Source organism: Candidatus Spongiisocius sp. (assembly GCF_965221825.1).
Classification (GTDB): Bacteria; Actinomycetota; Acidimicrobiia; order Spongiisociales; family Spongiisociaceae; genus Spongiisocius.
Genome location: NZ_OZ244917.1, coordinates 1427390 through 1451805, shown reverse-complemented (window position 1 = coordinate 1451805; position 24416 = coordinate 1427390). Strand labels below are relative to the sequence as shown.

Annotated in this window: 29 protein-coding genes; 25 read left to right on the top strand and 4 right to left on the bottom strand. The window is 66.9% G+C overall.

The window, feature by feature from the left end; genetic code table 11:
- Positions 1–9: 9 nt before the first annotated feature.
- Genes ACOQPD_RS06870 through ACOQPD_RS06860 form a run of 3 tightly spaced genes read right to left on the bottom strand, consistent with a single transcriptional unit; the run spans position 10 to position 1126 of the window.
- Positions 10–390, bottom strand: coding sequence for a PIN domain-containing protein (locus ACOQPD_RS06870; RefSeq protein ID WP_420614149.1), 381 nt, complete (start codon positions 388–390; stop codon positions 10–12).
- Entirely contained in the window at positions 387–659 is a 273-nt protein-coding gene (locus tag ACOQPD_RS06865) for a type II toxin-antitoxin system Phd/YefM family antitoxin (RefSeq protein WP_420614148.1), read from the bottom strand. Before ACOQPD_RS06865 ends, ACOQPD_RS06870 begins: the two co-directional genes overlap by 4 nt.
- 50 nt (positions 660–709) lie before the next feature.
- Positions 710–1126, bottom strand: a complete 417-nt coding sequence (locus ACOQPD_RS06860) for a TIGR03668 family PPOX class F420-dependent oxidoreductase (RefSeq protein ID WP_420614147.1) — start codon at positions 1124–1126, stop codon at positions 710–712.
- Between the two features lie 131 nt (positions 1127–1257).
- Here ACOQPD_RS06860 and ACOQPD_RS06855 point away from each other — a divergent pair, with 131 nt between their 5' ends.
- The 4 genes from ACOQPD_RS06855 (at position 1258) to ACOQPD_RS06840 (ending at position 4105) form a co-directional block, all read left to right on the top strand.
- Positions 1258–1968, top strand: a complete 711-nt coding sequence (locus ACOQPD_RS06855) for a 50S ribosomal protein L11 methyltransferase (RefSeq protein ID WP_420614146.1) — start codon at positions 1258–1260, stop codon at positions 1966–1968.
- A gap of 63 nt (positions 1969–2031) precedes the next feature.
- Positions 2032–2814: a Nif3-like dinuclear metal center hexameric protein gene (locus tag ACOQPD_RS06850; protein WP_420614145.1), complete on the top strand. Its 783-nt coding sequence runs from the start codon at positions 2032–2034 to the stop codon at positions 2812–2814.
- Positions 2814–3524: a zinc ribbon domain-containing protein gene (locus ACOQPD_RS06845; RefSeq protein WP_420614144.1), complete on the top strand. Its 711-nt coding sequence runs from the start codon at positions 2814–2816 to the stop codon at positions 3522–3524. The genes ACOQPD_RS06850 and ACOQPD_RS06845 overlap by 1 nt, the downstream gene beginning before the upstream one ends.
- A gap of 62 nt (positions 3525–3586) precedes the next feature.
- On the top strand, positions 3587–4105 hold the full coding sequence (locus ACOQPD_RS06840) for a metal-dependent hydrolase (protein ID WP_420614143.1): 519 nt from the start codon (positions 3587–3589) through the stop codon (positions 4103–4105).
- Between the two features lie 553 nt (positions 4106–4658).
- Here the strand turns inward: ACOQPD_RS06840 and ACOQPD_RS06835 are convergent.
- A complete protein-coding gene (locus ACOQPD_RS06835) occupies positions 4659–5414 on the bottom strand; it encodes a lysophospholipid acyltransferase family protein (protein ID WP_420614142.1) in 756 nt (251 codons plus the stop codon).
- 91 nt (positions 5415–5505) lie between these two features.
- Between ACOQPD_RS06835 and ACOQPD_RS06830 the strand changes: the two genes are divergently transcribed.
- The 21 genes from ACOQPD_RS06830 (at position 5506) to ACOQPD_RS06730 (ending at position 24388) form a co-directional block, all read left to right on the top strand.
- Positions 5506–6132, top strand: a complete 627-nt coding sequence (locus tag ACOQPD_RS06830) for a 5-formyltetrahydrofolate cyclo-ligase (protein ID WP_420614141.1) — start codon at positions 5506–5508, stop codon at positions 6130–6132.
- On the top strand, positions 6129–6788 hold the full coding sequence (locus ACOQPD_RS06825; RefSeq protein WP_420614140.1) for a metal-dependent transcriptional regulator: 660 nt from the start codon (positions 6129–6131) through the stop codon (positions 6786–6788). The genes ACOQPD_RS06830 and ACOQPD_RS06825 overlap by 4 nt, the downstream gene beginning before the upstream one ends.
- A gap of 364 nt (positions 6789–7152) precedes the next feature.
- Positions 7153–7683: a hypothetical protein gene (locus ACOQPD_RS06820; RefSeq protein ID WP_420614139.1), complete on the top strand. Its 531-nt coding sequence runs from the start codon at positions 7153–7155 to the stop codon at positions 7681–7683.
- 225 nt (positions 7684–7908) lie between these two features.
- A complete protein-coding gene (gene cpaB, locus ACOQPD_RS06815; RefSeq protein ID WP_420614138.1) occupies positions 7909–8625 on the top strand; it encodes a Flp pilus assembly protein CpaB in 717 nt (238 codons plus the stop codon).
- A complete protein-coding gene (locus ACOQPD_RS06810) occupies positions 8622–9785 on the top strand; it encodes a hypothetical protein (RefSeq protein WP_420614137.1) in 1164 nt (387 codons plus the stop codon). Before cpaB ends, ACOQPD_RS06810 begins: the two co-directional genes overlap by 4 nt.
- Positions 9782–11068, top strand: coding sequence for a CpaF family protein (locus tag ACOQPD_RS06805; protein WP_420614136.1), 1287 nt, complete (start codon positions 9782–9784; stop codon positions 11066–11068). Before ACOQPD_RS06810 ends, ACOQPD_RS06805 begins: the two co-directional genes overlap by 4 nt.
- On the top strand, positions 11065–11952 hold the full coding sequence (locus ACOQPD_RS06800; protein WP_420614135.1) for a type II secretion system F family protein: 888 nt from the start codon (positions 11065–11067) through the stop codon (positions 11950–11952). Before ACOQPD_RS06805 ends, ACOQPD_RS06800 begins: the two co-directional genes overlap by 4 nt.
- A gap of 2 nt (positions 11953–11954) precedes the next feature.
- The gene (locus tag ACOQPD_RS06795; protein ID WP_420614134.1) at positions 11955–12911 is read left to right on the top strand and encodes a type II secretion system F family protein; all 957 of its coding nucleotides are present in this window, start codon (positions 11955–11957) and stop codon (positions 12909–12911) included.
- A 95-nt stretch (positions 12912–13006) separates the two neighbouring features.
- Positions 13007–13240, top strand: coding sequence for a hypothetical protein (locus ACOQPD_RS06790; protein WP_420614133.1), 234 nt, complete (start codon positions 13007–13009; stop codon positions 13238–13240).
- A gap of 45 nt (positions 13241–13285) precedes the next feature.
- A complete protein-coding gene (locus ACOQPD_RS06785) occupies positions 13286–13507 on the top strand; it encodes a helix-turn-helix domain-containing protein (RefSeq protein WP_420614132.1) in 222 nt (73 codons plus the stop codon).
- Positions 13508–13770: 263 nt separating this feature from the next.
- Positions 13771–14280: a crossover junction endodeoxyribonuclease RuvC gene (gene ruvC / locus ACOQPD_RS06780; RefSeq protein ID WP_420614131.1), complete on the top strand. Its 510-nt coding sequence runs from the start codon at positions 13771–13773 to the stop codon at positions 14278–14280.
- Positions 14277–14864, top strand: a complete 588-nt coding sequence (ruvA, locus tag ACOQPD_RS06775; protein ID WP_420614130.1) for a Holliday junction branch migration protein RuvA — start codon at positions 14277–14279, stop codon at positions 14862–14864. The genes ruvC and ruvA overlap by 4 nt, the downstream gene beginning before the upstream one ends.
- Positions 14857–15882: a Holliday junction branch migration DNA helicase RuvB gene (gene ruvB, locus ACOQPD_RS06770; RefSeq protein WP_420614129.1), complete on the top strand. Its 1026-nt coding sequence runs from the start codon at positions 14857–14859 to the stop codon at positions 15880–15882. Before ruvA ends, ruvB begins: the two co-directional genes overlap by 8 nt.
- A gap of 161 nt (positions 15883–16043) precedes the next feature.
- On the top strand, positions 16044–17084 hold the full coding sequence (gene queA, locus ACOQPD_RS06765; protein ID WP_420614128.1) for a tRNA preQ1(34) S-adenosylmethionine ribosyltransferase-isomerase QueA: 1041 nt from the start codon (positions 16044–16046) through the stop codon (positions 17082–17084).
- Positions 17081–18217, top strand: a complete 1137-nt coding sequence (gene tgt / locus ACOQPD_RS06760) for a tRNA guanosine(34) transglycosylase Tgt (protein WP_420614127.1) — start codon at positions 17081–17083, stop codon at positions 18215–18217. The genes queA and tgt overlap by 4 nt, the downstream gene beginning before the upstream one ends.
- A 179-nt stretch (positions 18218–18396) precedes the next feature.
- On the top strand, positions 18397–18564 hold the full coding sequence (locus ACOQPD_RS06755; RefSeq protein WP_420614126.1) for a hypothetical protein: 168 nt from the start codon (positions 18397–18399) through the stop codon (positions 18562–18564).
- A 143-nt stretch (positions 18565–18707) separates the two neighbouring features.
- Positions 18708–19010: a preprotein translocase subunit YajC gene (gene yajC / locus ACOQPD_RS06750; protein WP_420614125.1), complete on the top strand. Its 303-nt coding sequence runs from the start codon at positions 18708–18710 to the stop codon at positions 19008–19010.
- 15 nt (positions 19011–19025) lie between these two features.
- Positions 19026–20600, top strand: a complete 1575-nt coding sequence (secD, locus tag ACOQPD_RS06745; RefSeq protein WP_420614124.1) for a protein translocase subunit SecD — start codon at positions 19026–19028, stop codon at positions 20598–20600.
- The gene (gene secF / locus ACOQPD_RS06740) at positions 20597–21610 is read left to right on the top strand and encodes a protein translocase subunit SecF (RefSeq protein ID WP_420614123.1); all 1014 of its coding nucleotides are present in this window, start codon (positions 20597–20599) and stop codon (positions 21608–21610) included. Before secD ends, secF begins: the two co-directional genes overlap by 4 nt.
- Positions 21611–21664: 54 nt before the next feature.
- The gene (locus ACOQPD_RS06735) at positions 21665–22192 is read left to right on the top strand and encodes an adenine phosphoribosyltransferase (RefSeq protein ID WP_420614122.1); all 528 of its coding nucleotides are present in this window, start codon (positions 21665–21667) and stop codon (positions 22190–22192) included.
- Positions 22193–22195: 3 nt separating this feature from the next.
- Positions 22196–24388 (top strand): RelA/SpoT family protein, encoded by a 2193-nt coding sequence (locus ACOQPD_RS06730; RefSeq protein WP_420614121.1) that lies wholly within the window; start codon positions 22196–22198, stop codon positions 24386–24388.
- Positions 24389–24416: the final 28 nt, after the last annotated feature.

Below are 24416 nucleotides of genomic sequence, written 5' to 3'. Positions count from 1 at the left end.
CCGTAGCGGTCAGGTGTCAAATCCCAGCCTGCCGGCAAGGATCTGCTGGCGATCGTCGAGTGTTATGAAGGCCATCTCCTCCGGGGCGCGGGCGACGTGGAGAGCCGTTGCCAGGTGCCATAGATCCGCGCCTCTCACATAGCCGATGTCGAGCACCCTGCTGAACTCGGGCGAGAGTGGTCGGTCCGGAATGATCCACCTGAGGCCTATCAGCCGACGGCGGTCGAACTCCCTGTTCTCCCGGGCGAACGCAGCCCGCATCTCGGCTTCCAGCAGGTTCGAGGAGAGCAACTGGGAGTAGGAGTTCAGCCGGTCGGCCACGCCGCCGTAGCCCGGCTCGGCGAAGGCGATGGCAACCAGTGACGAGGTGTCTACGTACGCGACGCTCATCGATGGCGCTCAGCGAGGAATCGTTCCAGTGCGCCTGCTCGGCGCGTTTCCGGATGCAGGAAACCCCGCGGCCCATCCTCGCCAACGACGACACCGCGGGCGGCCAGGTCGTCGAGTCGTTGCTCGATCGACTCATCACGGGCGCTGATAGGGCGTACCTCCGCCACCGGTTCGCCTCGATACGACACTACGACCGTCTGCCCGGCTCGTACGCGCCTTATAACTTCGGAGAACCGCGCCTTGGCTTCGTATGTCGAGTATGTGACCATAGCCAGAGTCTAGTCTGACTAGTCAGATACCGCTATGTCTGCTGCCGGGATCAGGAGGCTGACCAGGACCGGATGCGTTCCACCGTGATCGCTATGGCGGGGCCGGGCGGCGGTTGGGCGGCGTACACGGGATACTTCTCCGCCAGAGCCTCGAGGGCGGTTTCCCGGAGGGAGCCGTCGCTCGCGATCCGGGCCACCCCGTCCAGCCGTATCCACCAGAGCCGGTCCCAGTCGTCCTCGTAGTGGTCCACCAGCACCGAGACCTGCGGATTGAGCTCGATGTTGGCGATCCGGCGCAGGCGCAGGGTGGTCTTCGGCTTGGCGTCTATCGCCGTGTAGATGACCCCGTCCCGGTAGGCGAACACGATGGGCACCAGGTGGGCGCGGCCCGTCCCATCGGTCGTTCCGAGAGTGGCCGACCGGGCGCCGGCAAGACGCTGTTGTATCTCGTTCGGCGTGAGGCGCATTCCACCGGCCGTTTCGTGCAGGGGCAACCGTCCCGAACAGTCTTGTGCGGCCCGCACTGGCGGGCAATTCCGGTTCCGGATCGCTCTAGAATCGCTATCGTTGCCCGGTAGTCGTAACGGAGGCGGGAAGGGTGTCCGAGGATTTCTTGTGGAAGGGCCGGCTCGGCCCTATGAACCTCCTGGTTTCAGATACGACGTTCCGTCCCTCCACCATCTCGACCTTGATCGCTCGCGAGCTTCGCATCCAGGAGGGTGAGGTGGCCATCGATGTCGGATGCGGATCAGGGGTGCTGGCGATCATCGCGGCCAAGCTCGGCGCCCGCCATGTCCACGCCATCGACAAGAGCCCGGATGTGATCGAGGTGGGTCGCGCCAACGCCGAAGCCAACGATGTGGCTGATCGGATCACCTTCTATCAGGGCGACCTGTTCGAGCCCCTGGCAGACGATGTTCGAGCAGACGTGATCATCGGTGATGTGTCCGGCATCCCCGACACCCTGGCGGATGAAAGTGGATGGTTCCCGACCAGGGGCGGTGGAGGCACCCGGGGAAGCGAGCTTCCCATTCGCATGCTGGAGGAGGCGAGGCGCCGCCTGAGTACCGGTGGTCGCCTCTTCCTGCCGACAGGATCCCTCCAGGACGAGTCCTCCATCATCGACGCCGCCCGGCGCCTCTACACCAGGGTGAGGAAGCTCACCGAGCGAGCTATACCCCTTCCGGGCAAGCTCGCCACCAGCCAGGCGCTCTCCGATCTGGTGGAGCGCGGGGTGGTCCGGATCAGCACCCGTGGTTCACGCTCCATCTGGGAAGCCCGGGTGTGGGAGGTCTCGGGCGTCGCCTGAGGTCGTGGGCTCCTCGCCGGCCGCCGGTACCGGCCTCCCGCGTGCCGTTTGCCTGCCGGCACCATGAGACCTCGTGTCGGCGAGATCCTCGCGGCGATCGACCGGCGGGCGCCGTTCGCCTCCGCGGCCGAATGGGACGCCGTCGGTCTCCAGATCGGTGATCCGGAGCGCGCGGTCTCGGCCGTGGCGGTGGTCCATGAGCTCACCACCGGCACCCTGGATGGGATCGCCTCCGTCGGGGCGGAGTTGGTGGTCACCTATCACCCGCTGCTGTTCCGCCCGCTGAGCTCGCTAACCGCTGCGCCCGGAGCGGAGGGACGGGCCTTCGCGCTGGCGGAACGGGGGGTGGCCGTGATTTCGGCCCACACCAACTGGGACACGGCTCCGGGCGGGACCTCGGACTCATTGGCCGCCGCCCTGGACCTTCGTGACGTTGAAGGCTTCGCATCCTCGATGACGGGAGCCGGGGACCAGGCCTGGTTCGGCCGGTGCGGATCCTTCGGCGGCTCGGTAGGCGATCTCGCCGATCTCGCTCAGGCACGGCTCGGTGTCCGGCCGCGCCTCTCCGGACCGCTCGACCGGTCCGCCGGCCGGGTGGCGGTGCTGCCCGGATCAGGTGGATCTCAGGTCGATGAGGCCATCTCGGCCGGCGCGGATGCCTACGTGACCGGCGACGTCTCGCATCATGAGGCCCGGCGGGCGGCCGACTCGGGAATGGTGATGGTGGATGCAGGCCATGCCCCGACGGAACGTCCCGGCGTGCAAGCCCTCTACGCTCTGATGGCCGGAATCGTGGACAGCCCCGTCGAAATGGTCGGGGGCGACGACAATCCGTGGGAGCGCTGATGGAACGGTTGACCAGCTTCTCGGATCTGCTCGACTTGCAGCAGGTGGACTCGCTCATCGACAGGCTGGGCGAGGACCGGCGCACGCTGCCCGAACTTGCCGAACTCCGCAAGGCTGCGGCGGAGGCCGCGGCCACCGCCTCCGCACACTCGGAGGTGAACGACCGGCTGCGGGTCGTCGAGCGATCCACGGCGCGTGTCGAGGACGAGCTCACCATGACCGAGCAGCGCCTCGGCGAGCAGGAGCGGCGCCTGTACGCGGGAGCCATGAGCGCCAGGGAGGCCGACCACCTGCGATTGGAGGTCGACAACCTTCGCAACCTGGTGTCCCGGATGGAGGACGAGCTGCTCGAGTTGCTCGAGGAGCGCGAGCGGCTGGACGAAAAGGAGAAGTCGGCGCGGGAGACGGCGGAGGCCGCTTCGGCCGTCGAGCGCGGGCTGGCGGCGCGGGTCGCGGACCTCCAGGCCACCATTGACGGATCGCTGGCGCGGTACCGGGAACGGCGGGACGAGATAGCGGCGGAGATCGCCCCCGCGCTGCTCCGGAAGTACGTCCAGTTGAGGCAGCGTAGGGGAGGAGTGGTTGTGGGCGAGGTCGACGGAAGGGTGTGCGGTGCCTGCCATCTACAGATGTCCGTTGCGGAGCGCGAGGAGGTGGCCGCGGATCCCATCCCCCAATGCATCCACTGCGCCGCCATCCTCTGCCTCTGAAGCTGTCCGAGGTATCGGTGGTCTGTCCGTGGAGTGGCGCCTGGCTGGATCGCTAGGCGGCGATGATCTTCTGGCACCTGGGCGGGGCGGTCTTCCTATTCAGGCTGGCCTTCAAGGACTCTGACGCGGACCTCCGCTTCCTGGCGATCGGAGCGCTCCTACCCGACGTGATCGAATGGGTGGTCGGCTGGTCGGTTCCGGCCGGCGGGACGGTCCGGTTCATCGGTCATTCCCTCGCCTTCTGCCTCGGACTGCTGGCGGCCGCGCTCGTGCTCACCCGCCGAGGCAGCGGGGACCGGAAGCGGGCCGTGGTGCTCGCGGCCGGAGCGATCCTTCACCTGGTGCTGGACGTGGGATGGATCGACCCGCAGCTCCTGCTGTGGCCCATGCTGGGCTACGAGCTCCCCACCGGCCTCGAGACGGATTGGTCCGGACTCGCACGGTTGTCCACGGCGGACCTGCTGCCGATCGGCCAGGAAATCGTAGGAGTCTCCTACCTGGCGTGGCTGGTTCGGAAAGCTCGGCTCGGCGACCCCCGGCATTGGGCCCGCCTGTGGAGGTCTGGGACGCTCCGCACGTAGGGACGTATTGAAGGATGTCCCGCCGACCCAGAACCGGAGCCAGAACCCCAGGCCGGGGCGTGGCGGGCCGGCCATCCCCGTCTTCGAGCATGTTCGTGGTGTCCTGAATCGTTGGTTTGCGGGGTTGTGACCGGATGAACGGAGCGCAGACCGACCCGGATCGACCGTGAATTCCGGCCCGGAACCCTGGCCGGGCGACAAGGGGGTTGAAACTGTCACGCGCCCGCTATAGGTTGTTGGATATCGCAATTACCAGCGGTCCGGCACCGACGTCGACCGGACCGTAAGAGGGATCAGAATCGTTCGAGGCCGCCCCGTGAGGGCATAGCGGGCCGCGCCTCGGACCAAGGTGGTGGCGGTGGGGGAGGGCCCAGCGGTGGGGTGTGGTGGCGCGATTTTCGCGTTCTTCCCCGATACAGGGCGCTGGGAGCGCACCGAAGAATCTCGGTTGGCCCCACAGTCGGTGCGGAGACTCCAGCTAGAGGCGGGGCGGGCCGACCATCTCCGTTCTTCGACATGTTCCTAGGCGCCGCCGCGCCCACGGACCCGCCGGTCAGGTACGGCTGTCGCTGGGCTCCGGGGTGGCCTCGACATCGGCCACGTTCGAGATCATCGAGTATGCCTGCTCGGTCATGCCGCCGAGGTCACGCAACGTCATGTTCTCGGTCGAGATCGGATCCAGGATCGTGACCGTGATGTGTCCCGGACGGATCATCTTGGATCCCGGGCTCCAGACCTGGCGGCTGCCCGTGATCGCGGTGGGCAGGATGGGCACGCCCAGGTTGCGGGCGATGGCGAAGGCCCCCTTCTTGAACGGCAGCATCGCACCGTCGCGCGATCGGGTCCCCTCCGGGTAGATCATGAGGGAGCGTCCCAGCTTCATGTTGGCGGCAGCGCCCCGGTTGACGGCCTGGTGGGTGGCCCGGCCGGCGCCCCGGTCGACCTCCACGATCCCCATCCTGCGCATGGCCGCTCCGAAGACGGGGATCTTGAACAGTTCCTGCTTGGCCAGGAAGCGGATCTGGACCGGTAACGCCGCGAAGTGGGCGAAGATGTCGAAGGCGGACTGGTGGTTCGAGATAACCACGTACGCCTGCTTCGGGTTGATGTGTTCGAGGCCTTCGACGGTGAGCTTGACGCCGGCTGCCCGGCACCACGTCCGGCCCCAGAAGCCGGGGATCCGGTCCAGCAATCCCCCCGGCGGCCTCAACAACGTGTGCAGGATGACCGCCGCCGCACAGCCCGCGGTGACGGGAATCCCGACAGCGAAGGTCAGGGCAGATCGGAGGCCGTCGGCCAGTGTGCGCATTGTCCGCCAGGTTACCCCGCGTCCCGGACCGATTCCTGTTATGACGGCAAATGGATGATCCGGAGGTGAGAGGATCGCTAACTTCACCCGGATGGAGTCACCTCGTTTCGGAGAGCCGCCGCCAGGTGGGAGTAAGGAGGAGTTCCGGCGCTGGGCTCGGCGGATGCGCCGGCCGGGTATCTCCGAGGATCAGGCGGGAGCGACTGTCGACGGGATCGTCGAGTGGCTCGCCGGGGCCGACCTTCCGGCCGGGAGCGTGGTCATATACCTCCCGCTCCCCGACGAGATAGACGTGACCCCGGTACTGGATCGGGCGAGCCGGACGTTCGCTGTCACCCGCACCCCGCCCCGCGGGCCCCTGACCCTCCACCCGGTGGAAGCGCCGCGCGAGCGGCACCGGTACGGGTTCGAGCAACCGGTGGCCACTGCTCCCCTCATCGATCCGTCGACCGTGGCGGTCGTGCTGGCCCCCGGCCTGGCGTTCGGGCCGGAGGGCGAACGTCTGGGGCGCGGCGGCGGCTACTACGACCGGTTCCTGCCGACGGTGCCCGACAGCGCGGCGAGAGTGGGCGTGACGGTCTCGGCGCTGGTGGTCGACGGAATTCCCACCGATACCTTCGACGTCCCGATGACCCACCTGGCGACCGAGACGGGGGTGCGGCCGGTCGGCCCGTCCCTTGGGCGTTCCGATCGCATCGTGTCTACGATTGACGCATGACAGATCCCGCCTACTCCGTCCGGTGTCGCGAATACGCCGAGGCCATCTGGGAGCTCGAGGAGGCCGGTATACCGGTCCTCCAGGCCCGCATCGCAGGTTGGTTGGGAGTGAGCCCGGCCAGCGTGTCCGAGATGGTCCGCCGGATGACTTTGGAGGGCTTGGTCAACGTCTCCGACGAGGTTCGTCTCACCGACGAGGGCCGCCATCTGGCCGCGGTGGTGGTGCGCCGGCATCGGCTCGCCGAGCGGTTCCTCTCCGAGGTGCTGAAGCTCCCCTGGGCGAAGGTCCACGAGGAAGCCGAGGTGTGGGAGACCATGATCTCGGACGATGTCGAGAAGGCCATGTGGGCGGCCATGGAGGATCCGAAGACCTGTCCCCACGGCAATCCCATTCCGGGCGCCGGGTACCAGCCCCCCCGGATGAAGCCCATCGCCGAAATGGAGAGGGGCGAGACGCTGGCTCTCGAGCGGATTTCGGAGGAGTTGGAGCTTGACGCAGAAATGATGCGCTTCTTGGATGAGAATCACATCCGGCCGGACTCCTGGATCCACCTGGTTCAGAAGGACCCCTACGGAGGCATCACCGTCGAAGTCAGGGATCGGCAGGTCGGCATCAGCGTCTTCGCCTCGGAACGGCTGTTCGTAGCTATCGACTAGCCGGTACGCCGGTCTGCGAAACAGCTTGGTGTGTTCTGCTTGCCTTCGGCGTCCCGTCGCTGCGTTCTGCTTCCTTAACGTACCGCTGCGGGTATGCCTTCGTCAGCGGGCCTTGCGAGGAACGCCGCCGGCCGGCGCATACCACACCGCCGTTCCACAGACAGACCACTGGTAGCTATAAGAACATATACAGTTAGATCCTGCCATTCGTTCCATCTGAGAGTTCAATACCGCTCCAGAAGCAGCGCGAATATTCCAGAACGCGCAAAATTCGTCAAGGATGCCGGAGTATCCTCCCTTCGGTAGCGATACTCTTTGGGCGTGAGCATCGTTTGCTGCTACAAGCCAGTGTAGGAGAGCATCTGTGTGTGAAGACGATCCTTTCGATCTGGGATTGCACCGGCGCATGGAGACACGCATCCGGCAGGAGTTCGAGGTAGCCGAGTCCGAGGCAATGATCCTGGCGGCCCGCCAGAAGCGAATGTCCGACGTCGCCTGGGAGGCTTCGCAAGCCGGTCACATGGTGCGCATCCTGGTGGGTAGGCGCCGCTTGGACGGTTTCCCGGTGTACGTCCGCAATGACCTGATGACCATGGAGACTCCGAACGGCCGGGCCGAGGTCTGCCTACCCGGCGTTGATGCGCTGACCGTGTTGCCCACCCTCGGCGACGGGCAGCCCGAGAGCCATGCGGTTGAGACTTTCCTCTCCCGGATGGGCATGCTCCAGCTCACCGAAGAGGACTTCGAGGTGGTGTGCCGGGGCGGAGAATCCGGCTTCACGGGAAGGATCGAGTGGGTGGCGAGAGATCATGTCGCGGTGAGTACCGCGATCGGAAGGGTCCACGTCGCCCTTGAACGGGTGGCCTACGTGATGCGCCGAACCAAACGCCTGTAACGGGATTGCAGCCGCGTCTCGGGCTCCCGACGACCGGCCCGACCGGCCGGAGATGAAGTCCTGCTGAATTCGTTGTTGTTCTTGAAATTCGGTGCTTTTGGCAGATAATTGATAATCATTTGTAATTATTCAAAGTGCTAAAAAATTATTCCAACAATATCGCATTCTCTGACAGTATGGGATATAGTCACCCCGCTACTCATGCCGGCAGAGGAGGGAGTGAACATGGTCGACCCCGGCGCACCAGCCTGGGAGGCGGCCCCACGGGGTCCGACGAGCCGCAGGCGCAGTCCGTTCAGCCGCCTGTCCTTCGGCCACGCGGTGATGATCACGGCCGGCCTGCTGGCTTTCCTGCTCAATGTGCTGATCCTTCGGGACGAGGACGCCGCGATCGACGTTCCGGTGGCTGCCCATGCCATACCGGCCGGCAGCCGCCTGGACAGCAGCGACATTTCGTACCGGCATGTGGATCCGGACGGCGCATTCGTGGATCGTGCGCTCTCCCGGGAACGCCTGGCACACTTCTTCGGGCAAGTGGTAGTGCGCGATGTGGCGGCGGGCGCTCCCCTTATGGAAGACGACCTGAGGCCGGTTGCCGCTCCGGACGGGCAGCGGGCGATGAGCATCCCGATCTCACCCGATCGAGCTGTCGGCGCAGCACTCCATGTCGGTGATCGCATCGACGTGATGCTGGTGCAGGGGGGCACGAGCCGCTTCGTCGCTTCTGGTGTCGAGGTACTGGCCGTGACGGTGGGCACTCGAGGCCTGTCCGGATCCGGCTTCGGTCTGACCGTATCGGTGAGCCCGGTACAGGCCCTGCTGATCGCCTCGGCCCTCGATTCCGGCTCGGTCCATGTGCTCAGATCGACCGGCTTGCCCGCCTACCGCGGCTACCCGGCGATCCGGGAAGCCCGGTTGCCCGCGCTGGGGTCAGGATCGTGATCGGATTCGAGCCCGTCATCGCCATCGCGGGGTCACAACGAGGTTGGGCCTCCGAACTGGTGCGGTTCCTCAGCGACTTCGGCGGCGCCCGCCTCAAGGGAACGGTGCTGACAGCTACCGAGGCGCTGCAGACCGAATACGAGGTCCTGTTGATTGACGACATCACCAGCTTCCTGAGCCCTCGTCTGGTGGATCGGATCCAGAAGTCAGGCCGCAAGGTGGTGGGGATATTCGACCCGGAATCGGGTGATCTGGGTAGGGAACGTCTCCTGACATTGGGTGTGGACGGCCTTGCGCCGGCCGATGGCGGCCCGGAGACGATTCTGGAGATCGTCGCGACCGTCGCTTTCGACGGCCTGCCTCGATCACGGGTGGACGTCGCCAGGGTCCGCGAGCAGACCCGGCTCGGCCGCATCACGATGGTGGCCGGGGGTGACATGGCCGGTGACGTCGCTGTCATACTGGCCGGAGCCTTCCAAGCCCGCCAGCGTGTGTCGATGGTGATCGAGGTGGACACCATCACGCCGATGCTGGCGCAGAGGTTCTCCCTACCGGTTGTTCCGAACCTGCTGACGGCCCTCGACGCCCATCTGCTGCTCCGCGGTGACGTCAGGGACTCGTTCATGGCGGGACCCTACGGCGTGACGCTACTGACCGGCCTGCCCGATCCCACGGACTGGCACACGGTACAGGCCGAGGAGATGGTGGACCTGGTCGAGACCATCGCTGTGATGCACGACGAACTGATTCTGAAGGCCTCCCCGTATCTCGAAGAACCGGGTCCGGCCAAGGCCCGGGAAGGGCGCTTCGATGCGAGCCGGGCTTTGCTCGGCATGGCGGCAGAGGTGGTCTACCTGGCCGAGCCCACCCCGGTCGGGCTGTCGAGAACCCTGGCCTGGTCCACCCGCGCGCGTTCCCTCACCGCCGCGCCTATCCATATCGTGTTCGAGTCCCGCAACCTCACCAAATTTCAACGAGGCGAACTGAGCGACGAACTGCTGAGAAGCCTCGCTCCCGACTCCATAACCTGGCTGCCGATCGATACCGGCTTGGAACGGGCCGTGTGGAACGGAACTCCGGCGCCGAAGGGATCCTTCGTCAGGACCGTGGAGAGGCTCGGCGGCGCCCTTGTGAGCAGTGCCGACCGGGACCCGTCGTGAGCACCGGTCCGTACGAGGCCCTACGGAGGCGAGCCGCGGAGCGCATTGGCGAGCTGGAGTTGGATCCCCTCGACGATGGCGAGGCTATCCGGGCAGAGGTGGACCAGCTGGTGTCGGCCTACCAGAGGAGGGCCTTCGGCGGTGGAGGTGCCCGTCCGTTCCGCGATCCTGTCGAGATCGGAGCGAGGCTGGTCGATTCTCTGGTCGGTTACGGACCACTGACGCCGGTGATCGACCGCAACGACATAGAAGAGATCTTCATCGAGGGTGAGCGGGTGACGTTCATCGACTCATCCGGGCGTCTGCAGGCCCTCGACACTCCGACCTCCGAAGAGGAGAACCGCCAGATCGTCACCCGCATTCTTGCCGGGACCAACCGGCGCCTGGATGTTTCCAACCCGATCGAGCAGGCGCGGGTACTCGGTGGGCGGGCCCGCCTGACCGCAGTCATCCCACCTGTGGCGGACCGCCTGTCGGTGACCCTCCGGAAGTACACCGTCAAGAACTATGACCTTAGCTTTCTCGTCGACGGTGGTGTGCTGTCGCGGGCCGCGGCGGCGTTCCTATGGATGGCTGCCCGAGCCAACACCACCATCCTGTTCAGCGGGCCGCCAGGGGCGGGCAAGACCACCCTGTTGAGCGCCTATCTCAGGTCGGTTCCGGCGGACCGGTGCGTCCGCGTATGCGAGGAGGTCAGGGAACTCGACATGCCCCTGCTCCACGGGAGCTTCTACGAAGCGAGCCCACCCAACCTCGACGGCAGCCGGCGCTACACGCTGCGGGACCTGGTGAAGGTGGTGCTGGCCCAGCGTCCCGACCTCATCTGTGTCGGCGAGGTGCGGGGATCGGAAGCATTCGAGCTCACCCGAGCGGTCAACGCGGGGTGCGGCTTCGCCTGCACCATCCACGCCGATTCTGCGTCAGCGGCGCTGGTGGCGCTGGTCAACTCAGCCCTCATGGCGGGTGAGAACGTGACCGAGGCCATCCTGACCCGGGTGTTCAGTACCGCCATCGACTTCGTGGTGCACCTGCGGCGGGACCAGCCGACGGGCGGTCAGGAGGGCATCCGGCGCAGGGTCATGGAGATACTGGTGCTCGATTCCCGCCATCGGAGCGGTGGCTTCGCCACCGAACACCTATTTCGCAGGAACGAGGTCGCCGGTACTCTCGAGTGGACCGGCGCACTCCCTCCTACCGGGATACGGCAGCGGCTGGAACGGTCTCTCCCAGAGGCCGGCGGCGTCGAAGCCGTTCTGTCCGGGTCCTGGGAGCCGCCGCTATGAGGCTGCTCGCGTCCTTCGCCACGGCCGTAGCGGTCTATCTGGCGGCCGGGGTGTTTACGGGCTACACGACCGTCATACGCCGTCGGCGAGCCGCACGACGCGACCTCTCCCGTTATCACCTCTGGCTGGTACAGGCCGGAAGCGATCTGAGCCCCCTCCAGTTCCTTGCCGCCTCCGGCGTTCTGGGTCTGGCGACACTAGCCGTTACGACCGTTGTCACAGCGGCCTGGTGGTTGGCGCTCATGCCGGGCGTGGTCATGGCGTTAGCGCCGTATGCCTTCTACACGCGCCGCCGCCGCGAGCGGCTTCGCCAGATTCGTCAGGCGTGGCCGGACGCCCTACGGGATGCGCTGGCGGCGATCTCGGCCGGGTCGACGCTGACGCTGGCTCTGAGCGACCTGGCCGAGCGTGGTCCGGCGCCGCTCCGACCCGCGTTCGGTCGGTTCCGTCTTATGGCCCGCATGATGGGTGTGGTTCCCGCCCTGGAACTGATGAAGGAGGAACTGGGCGATCCGGGCTCCGATCGGATCGTGGAGGTGCTGGTGCTCGCGTACGAGCACGGCGGTGGTCTCGTGACCGAGGTGCTCAGGGATCTGATCGGCGAGATAACGGAGGACCTTCGCCTGGAGGCCGAGATACGGGCCGACGGAACCGAGCAGCGTATCGAGAGCTGGGTGGTCGTGCTGATTCCCTGGCTCCTGCTGCTGTTCCTTACCCAGACCTCGGACCAGTACCGGGACTTCTATCGCTCCGGTTCCGGTCTGGTGGTGGTCCTGGCGGCGTTGGTGTGGTCGGTGATCGGGGTGGCGCTCCTGAGGTATGTAGGTCGGTCGACCGATGAGCCGCGCGTTCTGGCCGGCGGAGCTGACGTCCGGGGAGGGTGACGATGAACGTCGGCCTGGCAGTCCTGGCGGTCGCCTCTTCGGTGGTCTTCGCCGTCTCCGGGGTTGCACTCTGGGTGAAGCCGCCTCGCCGGCTGGCGTCGCGGGTACGGCCGTACTCCAGCGCGACCAGGGCGGAGTTCGGTCCGGGTTACTACGACGCCGGCCGGATGGATCCCGGACCAACGGTCGGCGGAGGCGCGACGCGCCGCTTGCTGGGACCGATGCTGGCCGGGATGGTGTATCCCCTGGCACGGATTCTGATGCCGATGGACGATCGGGAACTGGCCATCCGGCTGCGGCAGGGGGGTCTGTTCCCGGACCTGGAGGAAGCGGTGCGGCCCCGGGCATACCGGATGCGATCCCTCGGCCTGATGGTCGTGTACGCCGCCGGGTTGGGAGGAGTTGCGCTGGTGAGTGGCGGGTCCGGTCTGAGGGTCATCCTGTTCATGGCGGCCGGCGCGGCCTTGGGCGCCCTCCAGGTTCGTGCCCGGTTGTCCGAGGCGGTCCGCCGTCGCCGTGAGGCCATCCGTTCGGAGCTCTACACCATCAACCAACTGGTGGCCATGTACACCCGGGTGGGCGGGGGGCCCATCCAGGGTCTGCGATACGTGGTGGGCCGCGCCCGCGGGATCGCGGTGGAGGAGATCGCCGAGGTGCTGCACCTGCACGAACGGGGATGGGCATTCGCCGAAGCCATGGCCAGGGCGGAAAGGCTGACTCCGGAGCCGGAGGCGGCCCGGACCTACCGCGTCATGGCAAGGTCCCAGGAGCAGGGGTCCGATCTCTCCGCTGCGCTGCTCGGGTTGTCGAAGGACCTGAGGGCGATGCGTCGGGATGCGCTCAGAAGGGCGGCGGCGCGACGGCGGATCCTGATGGTGATCCCGGTGGTCGTGGTTCTCGCGCCCATCACGATGTTGTTCATGGCCGCTCCGATCCCGTCGATCGTGTTCGGCGGATGAGCTGAAGAAGGAGTAGGGGATCGATGGTCAGGCAGGTTGGTGGTTCGTTGGTCGGGTCGTGTGTCGATTAATCCCTAGATAGGAAGGAGCAAAAAATGAGGTTCAAGGTCGGCGCCAGGACTATGGCGCGGGTTCATGCCCGTACCGGGTGGCTACGAGACGAGGAGGGAGCCGCCGAGACGTCGACAATCCTCGCCTGGATCGTGGTCGGGGTACTTGTTGTGTTCGCCCTCAGGGCGGGGCTTACGGATGCCGGTAACACGGTGATCACCTGGGTAACGGGTCAGATCACGAGCGTGACCGTCGCTCCCGTACCCGCAGGCGGATGACATGGAGCGGTTGTTGTCGTTCGAGCTCAACGACGGAGCGACGGCTTGATCTCCGGAGCGGATGCCGGCAGCGATCCCCGGCTCTTCCCCCCTGTCCTTGATGTGCCCGGGGTGGCCGACCTGCTCGGTCTCTCCATCGAGGAAACCCGCCGCCTGATCGGAGAGGGTTGGATCGACAGCGCCAGCGTCAAGGGGCGCCTTCTGTTCCATCGCGATCGGGTCATCGAGTGGCTCCGGAGCCAGCGCGTGGATCCCGACGACTGGTAGGTCGGGTCTGTCTGCGAAACGGCTGGGCGTGCTCTGCTTGCCGTCGGCGCCCCGTCGCTGCGTTCCGCTTCCTCAACGTACCGCTGCGGGTACGCCTTCGTCAGCGGGCCTTGCGAGGAACGCCGCCGGCTGGCGCATACCCCGCCGCCGTTCCACAGACCGACCCGCTGTCCCTCGGGGGTCCGGAAAGGGCCGGAACTGTCACCACGCCAAGCTAAGCTAGAACATATGTTCGCATCCCCGGCTCCGGAACCGCCGTGCTCGTGATCGGTGTTGATCCCGGGCTCACCACCACCGGGTTCGGCGCGGTCCGCACGCGTGGCGCCTCGCCGGATGTCAGGGCGGTCGGTGTGATCCGGACGGAGGCCGGCCTGCCGACTTCCACCCGTCTGGCTGTCCTCTACCAGGACATCAGCGAACTGATCGAGGAGGTCCGGCCGGAGGTCATGGCCGTAGAACGGGTCTTCGTCAACCGGAACCGTCTCACCGCCACCCAGGTGGGCCAGGCTTCGGGGGTGATCATGCTGGCGGCGGCCCGGGCCGGGCTCGAGGTCTTCGAGTACTCCCCCTCGGCCGTCAAGGCAGTCGTCACCGGCGACGGCCGGGCCTCGAAGGCACAGGTCCAGCAGATGGTGGCTCGGCGTCTCGGCCTGCGGAAGGCGCCCTCACCGGCCGACGCCGCCGATGCCCTGGCCATCGCCCTCTGCCACATGCAGAGCATGGGCAACCGGTTGGGCCGGGTAGAGGCGGCGGCGCGGGGGGCTGCCGGATGATCGGCCGGCTCCGGGGCATGCTGGTCGCCAAGGGCGAGTCGGGTGTCGTGATCGAAGTCGGGGGAGTGGGATACGAGGTGAATGTCACGCCTCGTGATCTGACCTCGCTGCCCGGCCTGGGCGAGGAGATCGTGCTGCATACCCACCTGGCGGTGAGGGAAGACAACATGGCTCTCTACGGTTTCGATGCGCCGGCCAGCAGAGACATGTTCAGGATCCTCTTGGGCGCCAGCGGGGTAGGGCCCGCCCTTGCCATGGCCATCCTGGCGACCCTGCGCCCGGCTGACCTGCGCCAAGCCGTCGCCACGGACGATATCGCGGCGCTGGTGGCGGCCCCGGGCATCGGCAAGCGCAAGGCTGAAAAGCTGATCCTCGACCTTCGGCCGAAGCTGGGCTCCATGGTGGTGAGTTCGACCTCTTCTTCGGAGGTGGCGAAGGTTCGCGAAGCTCTCGAATCCCTCGGCTACCTGCCGGTCGAGGTTCGAGCGGCCCTCGAGGAGATATCGCTGGACGGGTCGGTCGAGGAGATGGTCCGGAGCGCGCTCAAGGTGATGGGCCGCAAGAAGGGCCTCCCCGGTGCGTGAGGACGGCCTGCTGACCACCCATCCCACCGAGGAGGACCACGCCAGCGAGGTGCTGCTCCGTCCCAAGACGCTGGACGAGTTCGTGGGGCAGCGGAAGATAAAGCAGCGCCTCTCCGTGTCCATGGAGGCCTCGGTCAAGCTGGGCCGCCCGCTCGATCACCTGTTGCTGTCCGGACCGCCCGGCCTGGGCAAGACCACCCTGGCCCGCATCATCGCCGCGGAGATGGGGGCGCAACTCCGCTCGACGTCCGGTCCGGCGGTTGAGCGCCCGGGAGATCTGGCCGCCATCCTGTCGGGACTCGAGTACGGGGACGTGCTGTTCATCGACGAGATCCACCGCCTTCCGCGGGTCATCGAGGAGGTGCTGTACTCGGCGATGGAGGACTTCGCCCTCGACATCGTGGTCGGCAAGGGCCCGACCGCCCAGTCCCTCCGCCTGAGCCTGCCCCGGTTCACCCTGGTGGGGGCCACCACCAGGATCGGGACGGTGACCGCGCCGCTGCGGGACCGTTTCGGCATGGTGGATCGCCTCGACTATTACGAGGACGATGAATTGGAGCGGATCGTGACGAGGTCGGCGACCATCATCGGCGTTCCGGTGACCGGCCGTGCCGCCCGCTACGTGGCGGTCCGGAGCCGCGGCACGCCGCGTATCGCCAACCGCCTGCTTACCAGGATGAGCGAGTACGCCGTGGCGCGCGCAGACGGGCGCATCGACGCGGCCGTCGCTGCGGCAGGAATGGAGCTGTGGGAGGTGGATGACCTGGGTCTCGACAAGGTGGACCGCCTGATCCTCGACGCCATCGTATCCAAGTTCGGCGGCGGTCCCGTAGGACTCACCACCCTGGCGATCGCGGTGGGGGAGGAGCCGGAGACCGTGGAGTCGGCCTACGAGCCGTTTCTCGTCCAGCGGGGCCTGGTGGCCCGCACCCCGCGCGGGCGGATGGCCACGGCGCTCACCTACCGGCACCTCGGCCTACCGGCCCCCGGATCGGCGCAGACCTCTCTCTTGGGGTAGTGGCCAGTGGCCGGTTGCCGGTGGCCAGTTTGCGACCCCCGAAGTAGTCGGGTGGCGTTAGGCCGCTGAGCCTGGTGGGTTGCATTTACTCGTCCCCGTGGTTACAACATCCACTGACCACTGACCACTGACCACTGACCACTGACCACCGAGTTGAATTTTTGAAGACCTCCGGCTTCGCCTACCGGCTTCCCGATGACCTGATCGCACAGTCCCCGGTCGAGCCCCGCGACTCGGCTCGCCTGCTCCGAGCGTCCGACCTGAGCGATTGGACGGTCCGGGACCTGCCCGGGCTCCTGCGTCCCGGTGATCTGGTGGTGGTCAACGACACCAGGGTGCGGGCCGCCCGCTTGATCGGCCGGCGGGAGCCCACCGGCGGACGGGTGGAGTTGCTGCTCCTGGGCCGACGGGGGGATCGCTGGCGGGCGCTGGCCCGGCCCTCTCGCCGCCTCAGGGCCGGTTCCATGGTTCGAGCCGGCCGGCTGGTGGCCCGCATCGAGACCGATCCGGTGGGGGGCCAGGTCGACCTGACGCTCCGGACGGCGTCGGGCGAGGCAGGGGATGAGGCAGTGGAGCGAGCCATTGCCGAGACGGGCCGGGTGCCGCTCCCGCCCTACATCCGCCGGGTACTCGACGACTCGGAGCGCTACCAGACGGTGTTCGCGGCCCGGGTGGGCTCGGCCGCCGCCCCCACGGCGGGTCTGCACCTCACTTCCCGTACCCTGAGCGATCTGTCGGAACGGGGAATCGGCGTGGCGCGGATCGAACTCCGGATCGGCCTGGACACCTTTCGCCCGATCACGACCGAGGAGATCTCCGATCACCGCATGCATTCGGAATGGATGGACGTGCCCGAGCCCACGGTGGAGCGGATGATGGAGACCCGCCGAGCCGGAGGCAGGGTGGTGGCGGTGGGGACCACGGTGGTCCGGGCCCTCGAAACGGCCTGCCGCGACGGGCGGCCCGCCCCGTACCGGGGTCCGACCAGCCTCTACATCACGCCCGGCCACCGCTTCGGGGCGGTGGATGTCCTCCTGACCAATTTCCACATGCCGGGGTCCTCGTTGCTGGTCCTGGTGGCGGCTTTCGTGGGGGAGTCGTGGAGGTCGGTCTACCGCACGGCCCGCGACCGCGGCTACCGCTTCCTCTCCTTCGGCGATGCCATGCTCCTGGAGCGAGCGCCGACCCCGGGTCCCCGATGACCCTCGCCCGCCCCGTCACCTACCAGTGCTCGGCCGCGGATGGCGCGGCCCGCCGGGGACGTCTCTTAACGCCCCACGGCGCCGTAGAGACCCCCGCCTTCATGCCGGTCGCCACCAGGGCTTCGGTGAAGGGCCTCGATTCCCACGATCTGCGTGCCGTGGGCACCCGGATGGTGCTTGCGAACACCTATCACCTGATGCTCCGGCCCGGATCCGGGCGCATCTCGGCCCTGGGCGGGCTCCACACGTTCATGGGATGGGACGGTCCGATCCTGACCGACTCGGGCGGGTACCAGGCCTTCTCCCTGCGTGCCTCCATCACGGAGGACGGATGCGGGTTCAAGTCCGTCTACGACGGCTCGCAACATTTCCTGACCCCCGAACAGGCCGTGCTCGTCCAGGAGGAGCTGGGGCCCGACATCGCCATGGTGCTCGACGTGTGCATCGGCCTACCGGCGCCGCGGGAGGCTGTGGCGGAGGCCATGGAGCGCACCTTGCGGTGGGCCGAGCGCTCGGTCCGCATCCGCAGCAGGGAGGACCAGGCGCTGTTCGGCATCGTCCAGGGCGGTGCGGATCCCGACCTGCGTTACGACAGCGCCCGCCGCACCGCCGAACTCGACCTGGACGGATTCGGGATCGGAGGCCTGTCGGTCGGCGAGGACCTAGGACGGCGGAACGAGTCCGTCGAGGCGGCGGTGGCCGGGCTTCCCGCCGGGGCGCCCCGCTACTTCATGGGCCTCGGCGACACGGAAGGGCTGCTCGACGCCGTCGCCAGGGGAGTGGACCTGTTCGACTGCGTGTGGCCGACCCGGCTGGCCCGTCACGGCAAGGTCATCAGCAGCGAGGGTGATTACAACATCCGCCTGGCCCGGTTCGCCGGGGACGACGCGCCCCTCGATCCCGACTGCCCCTGCCTCACCTGCCGCACCTATTCGCGCGCGTACCTGCGCCATCTGGCCAATACCCGCGAGCTGTCCCTGTCCCGGCTTCTCTCCATCCACAATCTGGCCGCCACCCACCGGTTGCTGCAGGAGGCCCGAGCCGCCATCACCGCCGGCGCGTTCGCCGAGTTCCATAGACGAGTGGTGGCCAGGCGCCGACCGGCCGCCGAGGACGCCTCCCGGTCGCCCTGACTCTCCATGTCTCCCGCACGCCGGCGTATGCCGGGCCACTCCAACCACATTGTTTGCTATTGCGGCCATGATGGTCATATATTGTATTGGTAAAGAACGAACTGTATTCACTGAGAGAGCCGGAGCACTGGATTCGGTGGTATGATGGAAGTGTCAGCCACAGGAAGGAACCCGCAGCCATGACAGTCACGGAAGGGTATGTCAGCCAAGATCGGTTAGAGGCTGTGGTCGCGTCGCTCCGGGCAGACATCGAGAAGCGGTTCGCTGAGCAGACCCGCTGGCTGGTCGGATGGATGACCGGGTTGGTAGCCAGCGCCGCGGCAATCATCATCGCCGTGCTCCGATGAACCGGCCGTTCCATCCTCATCCATGAAGGATCAGGGCTAGCCGCGGCTCCCGGGAGTACCGCTAGCATCGATACACTCTGCTACGGGTGGGTTCGTATCCGAGCAGGTCCCAAGTAAGACCGGTCCGAAAGAGGTGTGAAAACGTGTCCGTTGCGTACATAGCCCAGGCAGACGCCGGAAGCAGTCTCGGCGTCCTTTGGCCGCTGCTGCTTCTCGGCGGCCTCATGTACTTCCTGATAATCCGGCCGCAGCGCAAGCGGACCCGGAATCAGCAGGCCCTGTCGGCAGCTCTCGAGGTCGGCGACCAGGTTCGCACCATCGGCGGCCTGATGGGAGTGATCGTCGGGTTGGGCGACGACTGGGTGACCCTCGGCATCGAGGAGGGGCGCATCAGGGTGCTGCGCAGCGCCGTCGCCGCCCGTATGAACACCGGCGATTCCTCCTAGGAGTAGTACTCCCACGTGTTCCGCCGCTGGCTCGCGCTCGTCATCATGGCGTGTATCGCCTGGGGCGGGCTGGTCGCCATCTTCTCCGCCGGCTGGACACCCCGGCTGGGCCTCGACCTCCAGGGCGGGACCTCGGTCATCCTGGAGGGGCCGGAAGGCACCGACGCGAGGGTGATCGAGACCGCGGTCGAGGTCATGAGGCGGCGGATCGAGGACTTCGGGAGCGTCCAGGAGCCGGAGATCTCGATCACCGGCGGAACGTCGATACTGGTCCAGCTACCCGGTGTGACCGATCAGGAACGGGCGCTGGACGCGGTGGGGAGAACAGGGCTCCTGTCATTCCGGCCGGTCCTGTCCTGCACCACCCAGTCCTTCTCCGGGGGCTGCTTGCCGGGGGCTCTCTCGCCGATCCATCTGGAGGCCGAGCAGCAGGGCGAAGGCTTCGTGTTCCCGGACGGCGTCGACCCCGAGACCGGACTCACCATCGAGGACGACATCAACGCGGCCAGGTCCTTCCTCCCCGAATACGACGACCGGGGGAACATCGTGGCCGTTTACGAGGTGGGCCCGGCCGACATCGCCGCGCATCGCCAGGGCATCTGTAGAGACGGGCTGGACTGCTCCCGAATACCCGCGGCGCCGAGCCCCCTGACCGGTGCGGAGGTGGCTTCGGCACTGGCCCTCTTCGGGCAGTACGCGGACAGCGCATGGACCGTACAACTCAACATGACCGGCGAGGGGGCCGGCCGGTTCGCGGCGGTCACCGGGCTGCTCGCCCAGTATCCCTTGGGAACCCCCAACCGCCGGCTGGCGATAGTGCTCGACGGTGCGGTCGTTTCGGCGCCGGAGATCTCCAGCGGGGTCGGTCCGGACGGAATCACGGGAGGCACCGCGGTGATAACCCTGGGCGCCTCGGGAGACGTGCAAGAGGAAGCGGAGGATCTGACCACGGTGTTGCGGTACGGGTCGTTGCCGGTGGCCTTCGAGCGATCCTCGGTCCAGAAGGTCTCCGCCACCCTCGGAGAGGACTCCCTGCGAGCCGGCCTGATCGCGGGCCTCGGCGGCCTGGCGCTGGTCGTGCTGTTCCTGCTGGTCTACTACCGGTCCTTGGGACTGATAACGCTGCTGGGCCTGAGCGTGTTCGGCAGCCTGCTGGTGGTGATCTTCGGCGTGCTCGGAGCCTGGCAGGGCCTGACCCTGACCCTTGCCGGGGTGGCCGGGGTGATCGTGTCGGTAGGGATCACCGCCGATTCCTACATCGTCCTGTTCGAGCGAACCAAGGAGGAGATCCGCAACGGCCGGACCGTGGTCGACGCGACCAGGGAGGGCTACCGCCGCGCCTTCCGGACCATCCTGACCGCCGACTTCGTATCGTTCGTCGGCGCGGTGCTGCTGTGGGCGCTGGCGATCGGCCCGGTCAAGGGCTTCGCGCAGGCACTGGGCATCGCCACGGTGCTCGACGTGGTCATATTCACCGTGTTCACGCGTAACGCGTCGGCGATCATGGCCCGGAGCCGTCTCGGCGACGGTGGTTTCTTCAGCATCCGGGGCACCGCCGAGCCGCGGTCACCCCAAGGGATAACGCGATGAGCACCATCGGCCGTCTGTACCGCGGTGAGACATCGATCGATTTCGTCGGCCAGGCACGCCGGTGGTTCATCGTCTCGGGCGTGGCGATCGCGATCTGCCTGCTGAGCCTGGCCATCCGCAACCTCAACCTCAGCCTGGACTTCACGGGCGGGACCTCCATCAGCATGCCCAACCCGGCTGCTGCCGGGATCGGCGAGATCCGCTCTGCCCTCGGATCGGAGGGCACCGCCGCACGGGTACAGCTGGTCGACGATGGCGCGTCGGTCCGGATCCAGACCGAGGCGGTCGATCTCGACACCGAGCGGGCGATGGTGCTGTCACTCGTCGAGGTGACCGGGACCCGGATAGAGTTGACCGACGTGGAGTCGGTGGGCCCCACGTTCGGGCGCCAGATCGCCGGACGGGCCGTGCAGGCGTTGCTGGTGTTCCTGGGCGTCGTGGTGGTTTTCATCAGCATCCGGTTCGAGTGGAAGATGGCAATCGGCGCGATAGCGGCCCTGCTGCACGACCTCATACTGACGGCGGGGGCGTATTCGCTGGTGGGTTTCGAGGTCACCCCGGCCACGGTGGTGGCGGTGCTGACGATCCTCGGTTATTCCCTCTACGACACCGTGGTCGTCTACGACAAGATCAAGGAGAACGTGGAGTCCGACCAGGACCGGCGTACGTACACCGATCTGGTGGACCGTTCGATGAACCAGGTCTTGATGCGCTCCATCAATACGTCCCTGACCAGCCTGCTCCCGGTCGGCTCCCTGCTGTTCATCGGCTCCTTGCTGCTGGGCGCCGGGACGCTCCGCGACTTCGCGCTGGCCCTGTTCGTCGGGATCGGCGCGGGCACCTACTCGTCGATCTTCGTGGCGGCTCCGCTGCTCGCCCTGTGGAAAGAACGCGAGACGGAGTGGGCGAGGCGCCGCTACCGGTCGGAACGCAAGGCCGGCGGGTCCGGCCCCTCCCCGCACCGGCTCAGCTCCAGAGGCCAGAGCACCGCTCGCCGGAGGAAGAAATGAGATCCCGAGTCTCCGCTGCTCGGCCGGACCGGATCAGCCTTTAGAATGATGGAGATGGATGCTGGCCGGCTGAGCGCGTTGATCCGCGACGTCCCCGGCTTCCCGGTTCCGGAGGTGACGTTCAAGGACATCACTCCGTTGCTGGCCGATCCCGACGCCCTCCGGTCGGCCGTGGAACTGATGGCGGCTCCGTTCGAAGACTCGGGTGTGACCATGGTGGCGGGGATCGAGGCTCGGGGATTCGTGCTCGCGCCGGCTGTGGCCCTGCTCCTCCGCAGTGGCTTCGTACCTTTGCGCAAGCCCGGCAAGTTGCCGTATCGCGCCCGCAAGGAGGAGTACCAGCTCGAATACGGTATCGATGCGCTGGAGGTTCATGTCGACGGGGTTGGCCCGCAAGACCGGGTGCTGGTCGTGGATGACGTGATAGCCACCGGCGGCACGGCCCGGGCTGGAACCAACCTGATCCGGGGGCTGGGTGCGGAGCTGGTCGGCATGGCGGTCCTCATCGAGCTGACCTTTCTGGCCGGAAGGGAAGCGCTGGACGGAGTCGATCTTCACTCGATCCTGACCTATGACAGCTGAACCATGACCGACCTTGCGGTAGCACGGGGTCGCCACGATGCCGCCCAGGCCGAGCTGGAACCGATCCTTGCCGCCCTTCGAAGCCACTTCCCGGATGCCGACGACGACATCATCATCCATGCCTACGACCTGGCCCAGAGCCGCCACGCCGGCCAGTTCCGGCTTACCGGCGACCCGTACATCACCCATCCCATCGCGGTCGCCCAGATACTGGCCGAGTACGGGCTCGATCCGGAGACGATCGCCGCCGGATTGCTCCATGACACGGTGGAGGACACGGACCTGACCCTCGACGAGGTCGAGCGCATGTTCGGCGAGAACGTGGCCCGGATCACCGACGGTGTAACCAAGCTGGACGGAGTGGAGTTCGACATCACGCGGGAGGAGGCCCAGGCCGAGACCATCCGCAAAATGGTGGTGTCCATGGCCCAGGATGTGCGGGTGCTGATCATCAAGCTCGCCGACCGGCTCCATAACCTCCGGACGATCTACCCGTTGCCGGTGGAGCGCCAGCAGGTCAAGGCGCGGGAGAGCCTGGAGATCTACGCGCCGCTGGCTCACCGGATGGGATTCCAGGAAGTCAAGCATGAGATGGAGAACCTCTGCTTCGAGATCCTCTACCCGGGCCGCTACCAGGAGATCGAGGACCTCATCCGCCGGCGGGCGCCCGAGCGGGAGGCTGTGATCGACCAGGTCATGTCGGAGGCGAGGGAGATGCTGGCCCGAGTCGGCATAGACGCGGTGCTCAAGGGCCGTCCTAAGCACCACTATTCGATCTACCGGAAGATGGTCGACAGCAGGCTGCCGTTCGAGGACATCCACGACCTGATCGGGATCCGCATCCTGGTGGAGGTGGTCAAGGACTGCTACGGGGCCCTGGGGCTGGTCCACTCCCGGTGGACTCCGGTCCAAGGGCGATTCAAGGACTACATCGCGCTTCCCAAGTTCAATCTGTACCAGAGCCTGCACACCACCGTGATCGGCCCGGACGGGAAACCGCTGGAGGTGCAGATCCGCACCCACGACATGGACACGCGGGCGGAGTTCGGCATCGCCGCCCACTGGAGGTACAAGGAAGGTGTTGCCAGCACCGATCTGGCGTGGATGGTGGACCTCCGCAACCTGCCGGCCGACTACGACGATCCGGCCGAGTTCCTGGCGAACCTGAAGCTCGACCTTTACGAGGACCTGGTGTTCGTGCTCACCCCGCAGGGGGACGTCAAGACCCTGCCGCGCGGCGCCACCCCCGTGGACTTCGCCTACTCGGTGCACACGGAGGTGGGGCACCGGTGCGTGGGCGCCAGGGTGAACGGGCGGCTGGTGACCCTGGCCACCGAGCTCCAGTCGGGCGACATCGTGGAGATCATCACCACCAAGTCCGATGACTCCGGTCCCACTGGGGACTGGCTCGGCTTCGTCCGCACCTCCAAGGCCCGCTCGAAGATCAAGCAGTGGTTCTCGCGGGCTCGCCGCAAGGAGTCCCTCCAGCGGGGCCGGGAATCCGTCCAGGACCTGATCAGGCGGGATCGGGTCCATATCGTCAAGAACGAGCGGAGCAAGGTACTCCACGATGCGGCGCTCGCTCTCGGCTACCGCGACACGGAGACGATGTACATCGCGGTGGGGGACGGTGCGGTAGCCCCGCAAACCGTCGTCGGCCGGATCAAGCGGGTGCTGTCGGTGCCGGTGGTGGGGGAGGATCTCGGAACGCTCGATCCCGTGCGGCGGAGGACGGACCGACCGGCCGGTGAGGGCGTCATCGTGGAAGGGTTCGATGATGTCTGGGTCCGGATCGCCCGCTGCTGCAGTCCGGTGCCCGGCGATGACCTCGTGGGGTTCGTCACCATCGGTCGAGGGGTGTCGATCCATCGCACCGAGTGCAGCAACATCCAGCGCCTGGCAGGCCAGGAGGAGCGCATGATCGAAGCGAGTTGGGCGCCGGGCCAGCTCAGCAGCTTCAGTGCGTGGATACAGGTGGAGGCTCTCGACCGGCCCAACCTCCTCCGGGACATCACCTCGGTCATATCGGATGCGGGCGCCAACATCGTAGGGGCGTCCTCCCGTACGGACCGCGACCGGGTGGCGGTGCTCCGGTACGAGGTGGAGCTATCGGATCCGGGCCAGCTCGACCGCCTTCTGGCCGGTGTGCGCCGGATTGCCAGCGTGTACGACGCCTTCCGCCTGAGGCCCGGTTGATGCGGGCGGGTGCCAGATGTGGCCGTGG